The sequence below is a fragment of the Radiobacillus sp. PE A8.2 genome (assembly GCF_045635475.1).
Taxonomy (GTDB): Bacteria; Bacillota; Bacilli; order Bacillales; family Amphibacillaceae; genus JBJGXI01.
In genome coordinates this window covers 1-17,080 of sequence record NZ_JBJGXI010000050.1, presented here as the reverse complement: position 1 = coordinate 17,080, position 17,080 = coordinate 1, and the positions used below count along the sequence as shown (strand labels likewise).

The window sequence follows — 17,080 nt, the reverse complement described above, 5'->3', positions numbered from 1 at the left end:
ATACACACACCCTATAAGCCCCCAAAGCGTCTTTTTCGCTTTTCATAATCACTCAGAGCTTGTTCAAATAGTTTTTCATCAAAATCTGGCCATAACACATCTGTAAACCAAAACTCCGAATAAGCGCACTGCCACAATAAGAAGTTGCTTAATCGTTGTTCACCACTCGTACGAATAAGAAAATCCGGATCGCTAATATGTTTTGTATATAAATAATTAGAAAATAATTCTTCATTTATATTTTCAATTGGATATTGGTCTACTTTCACATCTTCAACAATTTTTTTAACAGCTTCTAACATTTCAAATCTGCTACCATAATTTAATGCAATATTAAGAATTAAACCATCATTATCTTTCGTTTTATGTATAGCATTGGTCATTGCTTGCTTTGTTAAACTTGGTAAAGGTTCAAAATCACCAATTGTTTGTATTCGGACATTATTTTCAATTAATTCCGGTAAATATGTACTTAAAAACTCACTTGGCAGTCCCATTAGAAAATCCACTTCTTTTTTTGGCCTTTTCCAATTTTCCGTTGAGAAGGCATACAATGTCAATACTTCTAATTTGTGTTTTGTAGCCACTCTTACGATTCTTTTAACATTGTCCATTCCTTCTTTATGACCAGCAATACGTGGCAGACCTCTCTTTTTGGCCCATCGTCCATTACCGTCCATAATGATTGCTACATGCTTAGGTATCACACCCAAATGTAATTCTGAGTGATTTATAGTTGATTGGTTTTTCTTTTTAAAAAAAGGAAATCCGTTGATAAGCATAAAAAATCCTCCATAAGGTCAAGCATCCCTCAATAAATCTATACCCTAAAGATTAGTATATTACTTTTGCGCAAGAAGATAAAGAATACTTGTCCATATTTCCTATTTTGATTCTATTTAATGATGTCGTAAAGCAAATCACTGTCATAATGTAAAGATAAGGATTTGCATCGTGATGTACTTATAAAGGATTTGATATTTAAGGAGACAAAGGTGAATAATACTGTATATCGATCATCAGCAACCGTGGCTAACCCTAACTTTACAGATAACCACAATATAAGTAATCTATAGTTATCTATCCAGTAAAAAAGTGCAAAAACCCCCTATTATTAAGAGGGTTCTTATTACTTAAATAAGCAGATTGTTAAACTTCCAAAATCTCTTTTTCTTTATCTTTAACTAATTGATCGATTTCTGCAATATATTTATCTGTTTCTTTTTGTACTTCTTCTTGGAATCCACGCAATTCATCTTCTGTTAACTCGCCGTCTTTTTCTGCCTTTTTCAACTGATCATTGGAATCGCGTCGCACATTTCTTACTTGTACTTTACTTTCCTCAGCATATTTACCTACCACTTTAACTAACTCTTTTCTGCGTTCTTCCGTTAAAGCAGGAATATTAATACGAATGACATTTCCATCACTTGAAGGTGACAAGCCTAAGTCAGCCTTCATGATAGCTTTTTCAATGTCACCTGTAGAAGATTTGTCAAATGGTGTGATAACTAACAAGCGCGCTTCCGGGACAGAAATCGTTGATAATTGATTCAATGGTGTAGCTGCACCATAGTAATCTACTACAACGCTGTTTAGTATAGAAGGATTAGCTCTTCCTGCACGAACAGTCGCTAATTGTTTAGAAAATGCTTGAACTGATTTAGACATCTTTTGATTCGTATCTTTAATAATCTCTTTTGTCATGAGTTATTTCCCCCTTATAATAGTGCCAATATTTTCACCGAGAACTGCTCGTTTAATGTTGCCTTCTTCTGATACAGAGAAAACCAATAAAGGAATATCGTTATCCATGCATAGTGAAGACGCTGTTGAGTCCATTACGGCTAACCCTTCATTTAGAATCTCTAAATAAGTTAATCGGTCATACTTCTTCGCGTCTTTGTTGAATTTTGGATCTGCGCTGTAAACCCCATCAACATTATTTTTAGCCATTAAAATAATTTCCGCTTCGATTTCTGCTGCTCTTAATGCAGCAGTCGTGTCTGTAGAAAAGTAAGGATTGCCAGTGCCTGCAGCAAAAATGACTACACGTTTCTTTTCTAAATGTCTGATCGCCTTTCTACGAATGTATGGCTCTGCAACTTGTCTCATCTCAATCGATGTCTGTACTCGTGTAGGTATTCCAAGATTTTCTAAACTATCTTGGAGTGCTAATGAGTTCATAATTGTTGCTAGCATTCCCATATAATCTGCGTTCGCTCGATCCATACCCATTTCACTACCAACTTTACCGCGCCATATATTACCGCCACCTACGACTACAGCAACTTCAACACCTAGTTCAGCAACTTCTTTTACCTGCTTGGCAATTGATTGAATGACTTGTGGTTCGATTCCGAATCCCAATTCCCCACTTAAAGCCTCTCCACTCAGTTTTAATACGATTCTTTGGTAGCGAGCAGTTGTCATAATTACCTCCACTTTATATGTATTTTGAAAAACATAATTTCCCCTATCTTTTCAGTCAAGCTTTAAGGTTATTATAAACGATTTTGCTGATAATTGATAAAAATCGGCATCTCTCATCAATTAATTCGGCTTTTCAGTTAAACCTCGAAATGATTTTGAAAATAGGGAACACGCTGTGTCCCCTATTTGACTCTTACTTATTTTTCACTTGGCTCATTACTTCTTCTGCAAAGTTATCTGCACGTTTTTCCATACCTTCTCCAACTTGATAACGTACAAATCCTTTAACAGTAGCACCTTTTGCTTCTGCGATTTTTTTCACTTTTTGATCTGGATCTTTAACAAAGCTTTGCTCTAATAAGCAAATTTCTTCAAAGAATTTACCTAGGCGTCCTTCAACCATTTTTTCTACGATCTTCTCTGGTTTACCTTCATTAAGCGCCTGTGTTTTAAGAACTTCACGCTCTTTATCAACTTCTTCTGTTGCCACTTCGTCACGAGAAACGTATCGTGGGTTAACAGCTGCAATGTGCATAGAAATGTCTTTTGCAAAATCTGAATCAGTTGTACCTTCTAAAACAGATAATGCACCGATATTACCACCCATATGTATATAGGCACCAAATGCGTCATTATCTGATTTCTCAGCAATAACGAAACGACGAAGTGATAATTTTTCTCCAATTTTTGCAATATTAGAGTTGATAAATTCTTCTACGTTTTGACCATCTCCGTGAAGGTTCTGTTTCATAGCTTCTTCAACCGATGCTGGTTTTTGTTGTACTAAGTGCTTACCTAATTCACTAAGTAAGTTTTTGAATTGATCGTTCTTCGTTACGAAGTCTGTTTCACAGTTAAGTTCAAATAATACAGCGGTATTTCCGTCTACCTCAATGTGTGTAGAGCCCTCAGCTGCAACTCGGTCTGCTTTTTTAGCAGCTTTTGAGATACCTTTCTCACGTAGATATTCAATTGCTTGTTCGATATCACCATCAGTTTCCTGTAAAGCCTTCTTACAATCCATCATACCTGCACCAGTTTTTTCACGAAGTGCCTTAACCATTTGAGCTGTTACTGCCATTTTGTTTTCCTCCTTATGGAAAATTAATTCAGATTATCTGTAAAAAAGGTGATAAAAGGTTTCCCTCTTATCACCTCCCTAAACCTTTACTACTCTGTTACAGTTTCAGTTTCAGCTGTTTGCTCTTCTACTTCTTCAGTAACTTCACCTTGTTTTGATTCCAAAATAGCGTCAGCCATTTTACCGGTTAGAAGTTTTACAGCACGAATAGCATCATCGTTAGCTGGAATTACATAATCGATTTCGTCTGGGTCACAGTTTGTATCGACGATTCCAACGATAGGAATGTGTAATTTATGAGCTTCTGCTACCGCAATACGTTCTTTACGTGGATCAATAATAAATAATACATCAGGTATTTTTTTCATATCTTCAATACCGCCTAGGAATTTAACAAGACGTTCTTTTTCCTTAAGAAGTCCAACAACTTCTTTTTTAGGAAGTACATCAAATGTACCGTCTTCTTCCATACGCTTAATGTCTTTTAAGCGGCTAATACGTTTACGGATTGTTTCGAAGTTCGTTAATGTACCGCCTAACCAACGTTGGTTAACGAAATACATACCAGAACGGATTGCTTCTTCTTTCACAGATTCCTGTGCTTGTTTTTTCGTACCAACAAAAAGTACAGTACCACCATCAGCAGTAACGTCCTTAATATAGTTGTACGCTTCTTCGACCTTTTTCACTGTTTTTTGTAGGTCGATGATATAAATACCGTTACGTTCCGTGAAGATATACTTCTTCATTTTCGGATTCCAACGGCGTGTCTGGTGACCAAAGTGTACACCAGCTTCAAGTAGTTGTTTCATTGAAATAACTGCCATGAAAATTTCCTCCTAAGATTGGTTTTGTGTCCCTCCGCTTGTTTCATCATTCGTAAAGACTAATGGATTCATTAGCACCCCTTACCAAATCCACAAACGTGTGTAATAACACCAAAAGTAAATATACCATAGCCATCACTTGCAATCAAGCAATTTTGAATGATTCTGTCTGATTTTATTTAATAGTACAGACTAATTGTCCTTTTGTAGCAGAATCCAACTGTTTCTGCGAGATTGATTGTGTTAAATTCTACAGTCGATGTACTAGCGAGTACTAACTGAATAAAATACAACAATATGTATACTAGCTTCTATTAGATTATTTCCTTATGTTTCATTATCTAAACAAAAAACAAAAGAAAAAGCATTCCGCCAAAAAGTTAGGAGGAATACTTTTGTGTTTGTGTCAACTTCATCATTTTTATAATCACTCAATTAAAAATTGGATGGTTAGCTAGATTTTATTTTTTGAAGTTCATTTAAGAATTTTCCGTTTAATACTTTAATATATGTTCCCTTCATTCCTAGAGAACGAGACTCAATTACGCCTGCACTTTCTAACTTCCTTAAAGCATTAACGATTACTGATCTTGTGATACCTACGCGATCTGCAATTTTACTAGCAACAAGTAGGCCTTCATCGCCATCTAGTTCTTCGAAAATATGTTCAATCGCTTCTAATTCACTATAAGATAACGAACTAATTGCCATTTGAACAACAGCTTTACTTCTTGCTTCCATTTCAATTTCTTCTGTTTTTTGATGTAATATTTCCATTCCAACTACTGTAGCTCCGTATTCAGCTAACAACAAATCATCATTGCTAAAGCTTTGTGTTAAACGGCTAAGAATTAATGTACCTAAGCGCTCTCCACCGCCTATGATCGGCACAATTGTAGTTAGGCCTGTTTTAAATAGTTCTTTGTTTTCAATCGGGAAAGCAGTATATGGACTTTCAATATCTAAATTTGATGTTGTTGATTGAATAGTGAACAGGCTATCTGTATATTCTTCAGGAAACTGTCTTTGTTCTAGCATTGTTTTCATGCGCTCATTTTCAATTTGCTGGTTAATAGCGAATCCTAATAGCTTGCCTCGACGGCTAACTACGAAGATATTTCCAGAAATAATGTCTCTTAGTGTTGCAGCCATTTGATTGAAATTAACTGTCTTCCCTGTTGTTTTTTGTAGCATTGAGTTGACTTTCCTTGCTCGATCTAATAATTCCATGTTGTGTATCTATCCCTTCCTTGACTTGTATAGGTTGTTGTTCGCAGTTATAGTATATATTGACTTAGGTCTTTGTTTTTTGCAATTGTACTTAGTTTATCATCTACATAGCTTTTTGTAATTTCAATCGTTTCCATATTAATATCAGGAGCTTCAAAAGACAAGTCTTCCAATAATTTTTCTAAAATCGTGTGTAATCTTCTTGCACCAATATTATCAGTCTCCTGGTTAACTTCAAATGCTACTTCAGCCAACCTGGTTATCGCTTCATCCTTGAATACAACATTAATTCCTTCTGTTTTCAGAAGTGCTGTATACTGCTTTAATAATGCATTGGATGGTTCAATTAAAATACGCTTAAAATCATCAACAGTTAACTTTTCAAATTCAACACGAATTGGAAAACGACCTTGTAGTTCAGGAATTAAATCAGAAGGCTTAGCCATATGAAATGCTCCCGCAGCTATAAACAAAATGTGATCTGTTTTGACTGGACCATATTTTGTTACTACAGTAGAACCTTCTACTATTGGTAGAATATCACGCTGGACGCCTTCTCTGGAAACATTTGCTGACTGTTGATCACTTTTCCCGGCAACTTTATCAATTTCATCAATGAAAATGATACCTGCTTGTTCTGTTTTCTCAACAGCTTCTTGGATTACCTCATCCATATCAATTAGCTTCTGAGCCTCTTGTTGAATGAGAACTTTTCGTGCTTCTAATACTGGCAACCTTCGTTTCTTTTTCTTTTTAGGCATAAACTGACCGAGCGCATCCTGCATGTTCATGCCCATTTGCTCCATACCAGAACCTGAAAGCATATCAAACATGGATGATGATGTTTGTTCCTCTACTTCAATAGAAACCATTCGGTCCTCTAACTCGCCAAGTGACAACTGGTGTTCTATTTGCTTACGTTTAGATTCAATTTCTTGTTTATCATCTTCCTGCGCTTTTGGCTCCTCATCTGTTTGAGGAGTAAAGAACATTTCTAATGGATTCTTAAAATTGTTTTGCTTTTTCTCTGAGGGGACGATTATTTTTACTAATCGTTTATTCGCCAAATGCTCGGCTTTTTCCATAACACCCTTCATTTTTTCTTCTTTTACAATGCGTATAGACATTTCAGTTAGGTCACGGACCATTGATTCTACATCACGACCCACATAACCAACTTCTGTAAATTTGGTTGCCTCAACTTTTACAAATGGGGCACCAACTAATTTTGCGAGCCTTCGAGCAACTTCTGTTTTTCCGACCCCGGTAGGACCAATCATTAATATGTTTTTCGGTACAATTTCATCGCGCATTTTGTCATCCAGTTGCATTCGTCTATAGCGGTTACGCAGTGCAATAGCAACGGATTTCTTGGCGCTCATTTGACCGATAATATATTGGTCTAGCTGCTCGACAATCTGTCTAGGCGTCATCGTTATCGCCATACTATTGTAAGCCTCCTTATTATTCAAGCACTTCTAACGTTATTTGATCGTTCGTGTAAACACAAATCTCACCGGCAATTTCTAACGCTGCTTGCGCAATTTGTTTAGCAGTAAATTCATTTGTATAGCGTTTTAATGCCCTACCTGCACTCAATGCGTAATTCCCACCAGACCCAATTGCCAGAATACCGTCATCCGGTTCTATGACCTCACCAGTGCCTGAAACGAGCAACATTTCGTCTTTATTCATCACGATCAGCATTGCCTCAAGCCTGCGCAATACCTTGTCACTTCTCCATTCCTTTGCTAGTTCAACAGCAGCCCTGGAAAGGTTTCCGTTAAAGGCTTCTAAGTTAGCTTCAAACTTTTCAAATAAGGTAAAAGCATCTGCTACAGATCCAGCGAAACCAGCAAGCACTTGCCCTTTAAATAATCTACGGACCTTCTTAGCTTTATGTTTCATTACAACTGCATTTCCCATTGTAACTTGACCATCACCACTCATTGCACATTGTCCATTATGTTGTACAGCGAATATGGTGGTTGCATGAAATTCGTGATTCATCGATCCACCTCACTCCTTATTTTTTCTGTTTCCCAGATCGAGGATGACTGTTCATATAAATGTTACGTAAGTGATCTTTCGTTACATGCGTATAGATTTGAGTTGTTGATAGGTGTTCATGACCTAACAACTCCTGAACCGCTCTGAGATCAGCACCTTCATTCAGCATATGTGTAGCAAATGTATGCCTTAGTTTGTGTGGGTGAATATTTATTGTTAGTGCGGCTTGCTCAACCAGTTTTTCTAGAATATAAGCTATTCCCTTTGCGGTAATTGGCGCACCTCGATGATTTAGAAATAGCTTCGAAGTATGCTTATCTGTGTGTTCAGACAAGACTAAACGACCATGATTTATGTATTGCTGTAATGCCGTTTCCGCAAAACGTCCAAAAGGGATGTAACGCTCTTTTCTTCCTTTACCAGTTACTAGTATCGTACCTAAATAAAAATCAATATCTTCAATTGATAACCCTATACACTCACTTACGCGAATACCGGTTGCGTACATTAATTCTAATATAGCCTGATTTCTTTGACCAGTGGGGGTGCTTATATCACTTACGGAGAACAATTGTTTTAGTTCTTCCTTATATAGGAACTCAGGCACAGGCTGTGACGCTTTGGGCAAGGTAACGTTAACAAATGGATTGCTTTCAACTTTTTGTTCTCTTTCTAAAAACCGGAAAAAGGACCTTAAACTTGAAATCTTTCTGGACACGCTTCGCCTTGACAATTTTTGCTCATATAACATTGTTAGATAAATTCGCACCATTTGATAGTCTACTGCATCAAAAGAATTTACACCTTCTCGAGATATAAAACTGAAAAAGCTTTCTAAATCCTGTAAGTAAAATTTAACTGTGTACGGTGAAGCATTCTTTTCTATTTGTAAATATTCAAGAAATGATTTGCCGTAATCTTCAAACTTTTCCATATTATTCACCTCGCTTTAAGGCAGATAAATAGTAACATAACTAATCTGTATATGCAATAAATTTTACTAAATTGCAATAAAATTCTGAATTGTTTATAATCCTATTTAATTCACTTTATTATTAATAAAGCATAGCCATTATAATACAAATCTACACTTAATCCATCTAAATTGACAAAATATTTTTTTGATTTTGATACTAGTCTTTCACCGATCGATATTGTTATGATTACAACAGCAAAAAAAGCTACTGATTTTCAGTAGCTTTTTTTCTTAACTTAACTCTGCGGCTCTTCTTTATAGTCACAATTGGTGCAGTGAATTTGTGTTCCTTTTTTCATTTTCTTTTCTACAAGTAATTCGTCACATTTTGGACACGGTCTTGATATTGGTTTGTCCCAGGAAATAAAATCGCATTCTGGATATTGATCGCATCCATAGAATGTTCTTCTTTTCTTTGTTTTACGTTCAACCACATTGCCTTCTTTACATTTCGGGCAATTTACTCCAATTTCTTTAAGAATTGGTTTTGTATTTCTACATTCCGGGAAATTTGAACAAGCCAGAAACTTTCCATATCTACCCATTTTATAAACCATGCCATGACCACAGTTTTCACAGTCAATTCCTGCTGGCTCATCTTTTATTTCTACCGTTTCCATTTCTTTCTCGGCAATTTCTAAACGACTTTCAAATCCTTGATAAAAACCATCGATGATACTAACCCATTTTATTTTACCCTCTTCAATAGAGTCTAGGTCAGACTCCATCTTTACTGTAAAATCTACATCAATGATTTCCGGGAAAAATTCTTCAACCAAATCAATAACAATTTCCCCAAGCTCTGTTGGCACAAAACGTCGATTATCTAACGTAACGTAACCTCTGCGTTGTATGGTGTCCAAAGTCGGCGCATAAGTAGAAGGTCTGCCGATGCCCTGTTCTTCCATCGTTTTGACTAATCTAGCTTCTGTGTACCTTGGAGGTGGTTGTGTGAAATGTTGATTTGGTATAATCTCCTCTGCGGCAACAGTCATTCCTTCTTGTAAATCTGGTAGAAATTTATCTTTCTCTTCTTTATTATCATCATTACCTTCGATGTAAACTTTCATAAACCCATTAAACTTAACCTTTGAGCCGGTTGCTCTAAACTCTACACCCTCGTTTAGTAGATGAACAGTCATCGTATCCATGACCGCAGGTGCCATAAGGCTAGCAGTGAAGCGGTCCCATATTAATTTATACAGTCTATACTGGTCACGGGATAAGATACTTTTAATTGATTTCGGATCACGGAAAGCAGATGTTGGACGAATCGCTTCGTGTGCATCTTGTGCTCCTTCAGCCTTTTTCCCCTGCTTGTAAGATCCTAAATATTCTTTTCCGAAGTTATCGGTGATATAATTAGCGGCTTCCTGTTTTGCTGTTTCCGATAATCTTGTTGAATCTGTACGCATATAAGTTATTAACCCGTTTATACCGCCTTCTGCCTTGCCTAAATCTATTCCTTCATATAATTGCTGCGCAACCATCATGGTCTTCCTAGCTCTAAAGTTAAGTTTGCGCGCTGCCTCCTGTTGTAAGGAAGAAGTCGTGAAAGGCAATGCTGGGTTTCTTTTTCTCTCACGTTTATTTACCTTATCAACTTGAAAGCTCTTACCTTTTAGCTTAGCTAAAATTTGATCTACTTCCTCTTTGTTAGGTAGGTCTTGCTTTTTACCATCTATTCCATAAAAAGCGCCTTCAAATTCCTCTTTATTTGTCATAAAGCTTGCTTCAATAGACCAGTATTCTTCTGGCTCAAATCTGCCTATTTCTCTTTCCCGGTCCATAATCATTTTTACCGCAACAGATTGTACCCGACCCGCACTAAGTCCTTTTTTAACCTTTTTCCATAACAAAGGACTAATGTTATATCCGACAAGCCGGTCTAAGATTCTGCGCGCCTGTTGCGCATTGACAAGATCCATATTAATCGTTCTAGGATGCTTAAAAGATTCCTTAACAGCATCTTTGGTAATTTCGTTAAATACAACGCGACACTCTGATGTTTCATCAATGTCAAGGCTATGAGCTAAATGCCATGCAATTGCTTCCCCTTCGCGATCCGGGTCAGCCGCTAGGAAAACTTTTTTTACTTTTTTCGCTGCGGTTTTTAATTCTTTAAGGACGGGGCCCTTACCTCTAATAGTGATATACTTAGGATCAAATTGCTCTTCTACATTGACTCCCATCTGACTTTTCGGTAAATCCCTAATATGTCCCATAGAAGCTTTTACTTTGTATTTCTTTCCTAAATATTTTTCAATTGTCTTAGCTTTTGCCGGTGATTCAACAATTACTAGGTAATCTGCCATATCTTTTCCTCCCAAGAGGTACTTCGTTTTTACATTTATATAATGTGTTTTTATATGAATGATAAATCCTACTTATTATTAAATAATTACTAATGATTTGTCAAACATGAATTTCTTTCCACACCTATAAATTGCTACAATATTCATTAAATTTCGATTAATTTCGACACCATTTCAGCTGTTCTTGTTCCCATTCTTCTTCCAAATCATAGGTATTTATTACTAATTTAGCGCCATCTTGAATCATTTTGTGACATCCGGTTGTTTGTGCTATATAAGGAGACCCTGGTACTGCAAATACTTGCTTGCCTTGATCTAATGCCTGATCAACAGTTATTAACGAACCACTTCTTTCTTTTGCCTCAATTACAATTGTACCAAAACTAAGACCACTTATGATTCGATTTCTTTCAGGAAAGTGATAACGTTGAGGTGGAATATGAGGTGGATATTCAGAAATTACTAATTGTGCGTTCGCTAAAACGGAAAAAAGATGTTCATTTTCTTTTGGATATATATGGTCAAACCCACCGCCGAGTACGGCAATTGTTTTACCGTTATTATTTAACGCAAGCTGGTGTGCATAGGTGTCGATTCCTCTAGCCATACCGCTAACAAACAACCAATCTTTCTTTACTAACGGTTGTAAAATATAATCCATTTTTCTTTTTGCTTCGCGTGTAGGATTTCTAGTACCAACTACACTTAAAGATGGTAGATGATTTAATAGATTTCTATTTCCTAGCAGGTACAATATAAGTGGAGGATCTTGGATCATTTTAAGCATAGGTGGATAGTTGTGGTCAAAAATGGTGAGGATATCGTAACATTGAAGATCATTCTCTAATGATTTCGAGGTAGAAACATGGTGCCAGTCATGATAAATTGTAGCTGCTCGTGATTGTTTCAAAGAAAATGTCTGTGCAAGATTAGCAGCTGATAAAGGATATATACTTTCCAATGTGGGGTCTTTTTTTAACATTTTTCGAATTAGCGGTCTTGTTATACCTCTTGTTCTGTGTAGCAGGAGTAACAACCATTTTTTATTATTCACAGACATCTTTCCCTTACTATATTATTTTTTTGGGCTGATCCGATCATCGAATCAGCCCAAAAATTGTTAATGTGTTTTACATTTGTCGTACAAGCCTTTTGCTTTTAGTACGCTTATAATAGTCTCACCCATGACAGAAGGCGTTTCAGCAACTTCAATGCCACACGCATTTAATACTTTAATTTTTTCATCAGCTGTACCTTTACCGCCTGAGATAATCGCTCCAGCATGTCCCATACGTTTTCCTGGAGGTGCTGTAGCTCCACCAATAAAGCCAACAACTGGCTTTGTCATATTGGCTTTAACCCATTCAGCAGCTTCCTCCTCAGCTGTACCACCGATCTCACCAATCATCATAACCGCTTCTGTTTCTGGATCTTCATTGAATGCATGTAGCACGTCAATAAAATCCGTTCCATTGACAGGATCTCCACCAATACCAACAGCAGTCGATTGGCCAAAGCCTTTCTCAGACAGTTGATGCACAGCTTCATATGTTAATGTACCTGAACGTGAAACAACACCGATATGTCCTTTTTTATGAATATAGCCCGGCATAATACCGATTTTACATTCTTCCGGCGTAATTACTCCTGGACAGTTTGGTCCAACAAGACGAGTCTTCTTACCTTCTAAATAACGTTTCACTTTAGCCATATCCAAGACTGGAATATGCTCAGTAATACAAATCACTAAATCAAGTTCTGCATCTGCAGCTTCGATAATAGCATCTGCAGCAAATGGAGCAGGCACATAGATAACTGATGCATTTGCTCCAGTTTTTTCAACAGCTTCTCTTACCGTATTAAATACGGGTACTCCTTCAACCTCTGATCCACCTTTTTTAGGTGTTACCCCACCAACAATCTTTGTACCATACTCAAGCATTTGTTTAGTATGGAAAAGTGCGGTAGAACCAGTTATACCTTGAACGATAACCTTTGTATCTTTATTTATGAATACACTCATTTCGGTCCATCCTTTCGTTATTAGTTCCGACGAACTTAGCAATATAATTATGAATTAAACTAATGATACGATTTTCTCTGCACCATCAGCCATCGATTCTGCAGCTGTAATGTTTAAACCAGACTCAGCAAGGATTTTCTTACCAAGATCAACATTAGTTCCCTCTAAACGAACAACGAGTGGAATTTCTAAACCGACTTGTTTAGTTGCTTGAACTACACCTTCTGCAATGACATCACATTTCATAATTCCGCCAAATATATTTACAAGAATTCCTTTAACATTTTTATCCGATAAGATAATTTTAAAGGCTTCCGTAACTTTCTCTGTAGTGGCACCGCCCCCAACGTCAAGGAAGTTAGCGGGGTCTCCGCCATAATGCTTAATAATATCCATCGTTGCCATGGCAAGGCCAGCACCGTTTACCATACATCCAATATTTCCATCTAAGGCAATATAACTTAAATCATATTTAGAAGCTTCGATTTCCTTTTCATCTTCCTCTTCTAAATCACGGTAGGCAACAATATCCTTTTGACGAAATAGTGCATTATCATCAAAATTCATTTTTGCATCTAGTGCTAATACATCGCCATCGCCGGTTGTAATTAAAGGATTAATTTCAGCGATTGAGCAATCTTTATCAACGAAAACTTGATAAAGGCCCATCATAAATTTAACCGCTTTTGAAAGATATTCGCTTGGAATATTAATGTTAAATGCAAGTCTACGGGCTTGGTATGGGAGTAAGCCAACAACCGGATCAATAACTTCTTTAAATATTTTTTCCGGCGATTCTGCTGCTACTTCTTCAATCTCTGTACCGCCTTCTTCAGAAGCCATCATCGTAACTCTTGAAGTGGCACGGTCTAATACTAGGCCTACATAATATTCTTGTTTAATATCGCAACCTTCTTCAATAAGCAAACGCTTTACTTCTTTACCTTCTGGACCAGTTTGATGTGTAATTAAGGTTTTACCTAAAATTTCATCCGCATATGTACGTACTTCATCAAGGCTTTTAGCTACTTTTACACCACCAGCTTTTCCTCTACCACCGGCATGGATTTGCGCTTTTACTACGGTAACACTGCTACTTAATGATTCTGCTGCTTTGACAGCTTCTTCGACTGTATAGGCAACGTGTCCATTAGGTACAGCAACCCCGTATTTTCGAAGTAGTTCTTTACCCTGGTACTCGTGAATGTTCATCTTCCTTCCTCCCTATCTAATTAACATACATGTTTATTGTATAAAAAAAAGTCTCCTACTGTCCACAATTAGTCATCAATTCATTTAAATTGATTAGGCATTAGTGAGAACTTGTTTTATTGGAGCGAATGATGTCCTATGGTAGGGACAGGTACCATACCTATCTATGGCGTGGATATGATCCTTTGTTCCATATCCCATATTAGAAGAAAATTTGTACATTGGATATTTATGATCTATATTTTCCATAAATCTATCTCTCGTTACTTTTGCGACAATACTAGCAGCCGCAATAGAAACACTTTTTTGATCTCCTTTTATTACAGACTCACTCGAACAAGGCAGATCTTCTAATTGCATAGCATCAATTAACACATGCTCTGGGGTAAGCGTTAATTGATTGATAGCTTTTTTCATAGCCAGTTTAGTAGCTTGATATATATTAATTTCATCAATTTCTTGATTATGTACCATTCCTATTCCAAAACTAATTGCTTCACTTGAAATCACATCAAAATATTTATCTCTTTGCTGTTGTGAGAGTTGTTTAGAATCGTTTATTCCTGGCAAGTAGAAGTCATCAGGTAAAATTACGGCAGCAGCAACAACTGGCCCAGCTAGGGGACCTCTGCCAACTTCATCTACACCAGCAATCATCTTTTTGCCAAGCTGGTACTGCACTCTCTCAAAATGTAACATTTTATGGTATAACTGCTCAAGTTGTTGCTGTTTTGCTACTTTTTTTTCATATTGCTTTAACAATCGTTGCACGCCGATTCGTACATCCTGCTTAAGCTGATCCAATTGGACGACACTAACTTCTTCATCCAATAGTAATTGTTTGATTTCTGTAATCGAAAATTTGTCGCCCACGAACTCTATTCCCCCATTTTAAAACTTATAAGAGGCATTATTCATAACTAATGCCTTAGTGTTTTTTATTCACTTGGAATTTCTAAGGATACTTGTCCAAGCCGAGCTGAACGAAGATCTCTTATAACCACTTCAGCAGTCTTATCGATATTAACTTTTCCACCACTTTCAAGACAGCCGCGCAGTTTGCCGATTGTCTCAAATATTTCCATCATATCCGTCATTTTTGAAGGTATTTGGTATCTAGAAGCAAGAATGTCTGGATAATTCTGCTGTAAATACCTGACAACGAACGCAGCAATATCTTCAAGCGAGAGAATTTGGTCTCTGATTGTACCTATAGAAGCCAACCGATAACCTATGATCTCCTCTTCAAACTTTGGCCACAATATTCCAGGTGTGTCCAACAATTCAAAATCTTTTTTAACTTTGATCCACTGTTGATTCGTAGTAATACCTGGCCGATCACCTGTTTTAGCTATTTTTTTGTTTGCTAGACGGTTAATCAATGTTGATTTACCTACATTCGGGATACCGATAATCATGGCACGTGAAGCTCTTGGACGAACACCCTTTTTCTTTAATTTTTCCAATTTTTCATTACCAAGTTCTTTTGCAGCTGTAATCACCTGCTGAATGTCTTGCCTCTGTTGAACGTCGACTGCAAGCGCAGGAATGTTGGCTGAATTCCAATACGATAACCATTGCTGTGTTATGACAGGATCAGCTAAATCTTTTTTCATCAATACCACCATACGTGGCTTATTTTGTAATATTTGATGAAGCATTGGATTTTGAGATGAACCTGGTGCCCTTGCGTCAACTAGCTCAATTACAAAATCAACTAACTTTAATTTTTCCTGTACTTCCCTTCTTGCTTTCGCCATGTGTCCGGGAAACCATTGAATAGTCATAATATCCTCCTAATCCTTAACAAATCGAAGTCGATCTAATGGCCAATATAATAGCTCTGCCTTACCAACCAATTGATCATAAGGGATTAAACCTAATAATCGACTATCAGTTGAGTCGCCTCGATTGTCACCAAGAACTAGCACATGCCCTTCTGGAATTGTTTCGTAGCCTCCTGGAAGCTGTTCTAAACTAAAATCTTCTGTATACATCTTATCTGTGAGCTGTGCTTTAGACTCTTCTAAGAAAGGTTCTACCACTTGTTGATTATTTATGTATAGCACATCATCTTGAACAGCTACATGCTCACCAGGAAGACCAATCACACGCTTAATATAATCTTTTTGTATTGTTGCATGAAATATTACGATATCAAACCTCTGTGGTTCTCCAAAATTGTAGCTAATCTTGTTGACAATCATATGGTCACCATTTTCCAGGGTCGGTTCCATTGATAGACCATCTACAACAATAGGCGTAAAAAAGAACATGCGGACGACAAAAGCCAAAACACCTGCGATTACAAGAGCTTTAACCCAATCCAACCATTCCTTTTTGTTACTTGCCATAATCTTTACCCCCAAAAAAATTGTGCTTCTTACAATAAATTTGTCCTAATTTTAAAATTGTATAACGATATACTGAAAAAAGGAGCTTGACAATGCAAGCTCCTTTTACAATACAATTAGCGAATTTCTTTGATACGTGCTGCTTTACCACGTAAAGCACGTAGGTAATAAAGTTTCGCACGACGTACTTTACCACGACGAGAAACTTCAATCTTATCAACACGTGGAGAATGTACTGGGAAAGTACGTTCAACTCCAACACCGTAAGAAATCTTACGTACAGTGAATGTTTCACTGATTCCGCCGTTTTGACGCTTAATTACTACGCCTTCAAACACCTGGATACGCTCACGGGTTCCTTCCACAACTTTCACGTGGACTTTTACCGTATCTCCAGGACGGAAATCAGGATGATCAGTACGAAGTTGTTCTTTCGTTACTGCTTCGATTATGTTTTGCATCCTGTCACACTCCTTCCAAACCAATGTTCATATCCATAGGTATACCACACCTAATTGACAGAAAGCGGAACATCGTTTATACGACCCTCCAAATTACGCAGGGCACAACAAGTAATATATCATAATTCACGAACTAGTTCAACTAGTAATTAGTCTTC

General features: G+C 37.1%; 17 protein-coding genes. All 17 read right to left on the bottom strand.

Annotated features, from left to right (window positions below):
• Positions 1-11: 11 nt before the first annotated feature.
• A complete protein-coding gene (locus ACI6MV_RS20450) occupies positions 12-782 on the bottom strand; it encodes an undecaprenyl pyrophosphate synthase (RefSeq protein ID WP_407272179.1) in 771 nt (256 codons plus the stop codon).
• Between the two features lie 367 nt (positions 783-1,149).
• Positions 1,150-1,707: a ribosome recycling factor gene (frr, locus tag ACI6MV_RS20445; RefSeq protein WP_407272178.1), complete on the bottom strand. Its 558-nt coding sequence runs from the start codon at positions 1,705-1,707 to the stop codon at positions 1,150-1,152.
• A gap of 3 nt (positions 1,708-1,710) precedes the next feature.
• Positions 1,711-2,433, bottom strand: coding sequence for a UMP kinase (gene pyrH / locus ACI6MV_RS20440; RefSeq protein ID WP_407272177.1), 723 nt, complete (start codon positions 2,431-2,433; stop codon positions 1,711-1,713).
• A 193-nt stretch (positions 2,434-2,626) separates the two neighbouring features.
• The gene (tsf, locus tag ACI6MV_RS20435; protein ID WP_407272176.1) at positions 2,627-3,514 is read right to left on the bottom strand and encodes a translation elongation factor Ts; all 888 of its coding nucleotides are present in this window, start codon (positions 3,512-3,514) and stop codon (positions 2,627-2,629) included.
• Between the two features lie 89 nt (positions 3,515-3,603).
• Positions 3,604-4,341: a 30S ribosomal protein S2 gene (gene rpsB, locus ACI6MV_RS20430; protein WP_407272175.1), complete on the bottom strand. Its 738-nt coding sequence runs from the start codon at positions 4,339-4,341 to the stop codon at positions 3,604-3,606.
• 450 nt (positions 4,342-4,791) lie between these two features.
• Positions 4,792-5,571: a GTP-sensing pleiotropic transcriptional regulator CodY gene (gene codY, locus ACI6MV_RS20425; RefSeq protein ID WP_407272174.1), complete on the bottom strand. Its 780-nt coding sequence runs from the start codon at positions 5,569-5,571 to the stop codon at positions 4,792-4,794.
• A 47-nt stretch (positions 5,572-5,618) separates the two neighbouring features.
• Positions 5,619-7,016 carry an ATP-dependent protease ATPase subunit HslU gene (gene hslU, locus ACI6MV_RS20420; protein WP_407272173.1) on the bottom strand — a complete coding sequence of 466 codons (1,398 nt, stop codon included), beginning with the start codon at positions 7,014-7,016 and terminating at the stop codon, positions 5,619-5,621.
• 19 nt (positions 7,017-7,035) lie between these two features.
• Positions 7,036-7,581, bottom strand: a complete 546-nt coding sequence (gene hslV, locus ACI6MV_RS20415) for an ATP-dependent protease subunit HslV (protein WP_407272172.1) — start codon at positions 7,579-7,581, stop codon at positions 7,036-7,038.
• 16 nt (positions 7,582-7,597) lie between these two features.
• Positions 7,598-8,515: a tyrosine recombinase XerC gene (xerC, locus tag ACI6MV_RS20410; protein ID WP_407272171.1), complete on the bottom strand. Its 918-nt coding sequence runs from the start codon at positions 8,513-8,515 to the stop codon at positions 7,598-7,600.
• A 278-nt stretch (positions 8,516-8,793) separates the two neighbouring features.
• Positions 8,794-10,872, bottom strand: coding sequence for a type I DNA topoisomerase (gene topA / locus ACI6MV_RS20405; protein ID WP_407272170.1), 2,079 nt, complete (start codon positions 10,870-10,872; stop codon positions 8,794-8,796).
• Between the two features lie 157 nt (positions 10,873-11,029).
• Positions 11,030-11,854, bottom strand: coding sequence for a DNA-processing protein DprA (gene dprA / locus ACI6MV_RS20400; protein WP_407272169.1), 825 nt, complete (start codon positions 11,852-11,854; stop codon positions 11,030-11,032).
• Between the two features lie 138 nt (positions 11,855-11,992).
• The gene (gene sucD / locus ACI6MV_RS20395; RefSeq protein WP_407272168.1) at positions 11,993-12,895 is read right to left on the bottom strand and encodes a succinate--CoA ligase subunit alpha; all 903 of its coding nucleotides are present in this window, start codon (positions 12,893-12,895) and stop codon (positions 11,993-11,995) included.
• A 54-nt stretch (positions 12,896-12,949) separates the two neighbouring features.
• A complete protein-coding gene (sucC, locus tag ACI6MV_RS20390; RefSeq protein ID WP_407272167.1) occupies positions 12,950-14,107 on the bottom strand; it encodes an ADP-forming succinate--CoA ligase subunit beta in 1,158 nt (385 codons plus the stop codon).
• A gap of 93 nt (positions 14,108-14,200) precedes the next feature.
• Positions 14,201-14,980, bottom strand: a complete 780-nt coding sequence (locus ACI6MV_RS20385) for a ribonuclease HII (protein ID WP_407272166.1) — start codon at positions 14,978-14,980, stop codon at positions 14,201-14,203.
• Between the two features lie 65 nt (positions 14,981-15,045).
• Entirely contained in the window at positions 15,046-15,894 is an 849-nt protein-coding gene (gene ylqF, locus ACI6MV_RS20380; RefSeq protein ID WP_407272165.1) for a ribosome biogenesis GTPase YlqF, read from the bottom strand.
• A 9-nt stretch (positions 15,895-15,903) separates the two neighbouring features.
• Positions 15,904-16,461, bottom strand: coding sequence for a signal peptidase I (lepB, locus tag ACI6MV_RS20375; protein ID WP_407272164.1), 558 nt, complete (start codon positions 16,459-16,461; stop codon positions 15,904-15,906).
• 116 nt (positions 16,462-16,577) lie between these two features.
• Positions 16,578-16,922 (bottom strand): 50S ribosomal protein L19, encoded by a 345-nt coding sequence (gene rplS, locus ACI6MV_RS20370; protein ID WP_407272163.1) that lies wholly within the window; start codon positions 16,920-16,922, stop codon positions 16,578-16,580.
• Between the last annotated feature and the right edge of the window lie 158 nt (positions 16,923-17,080).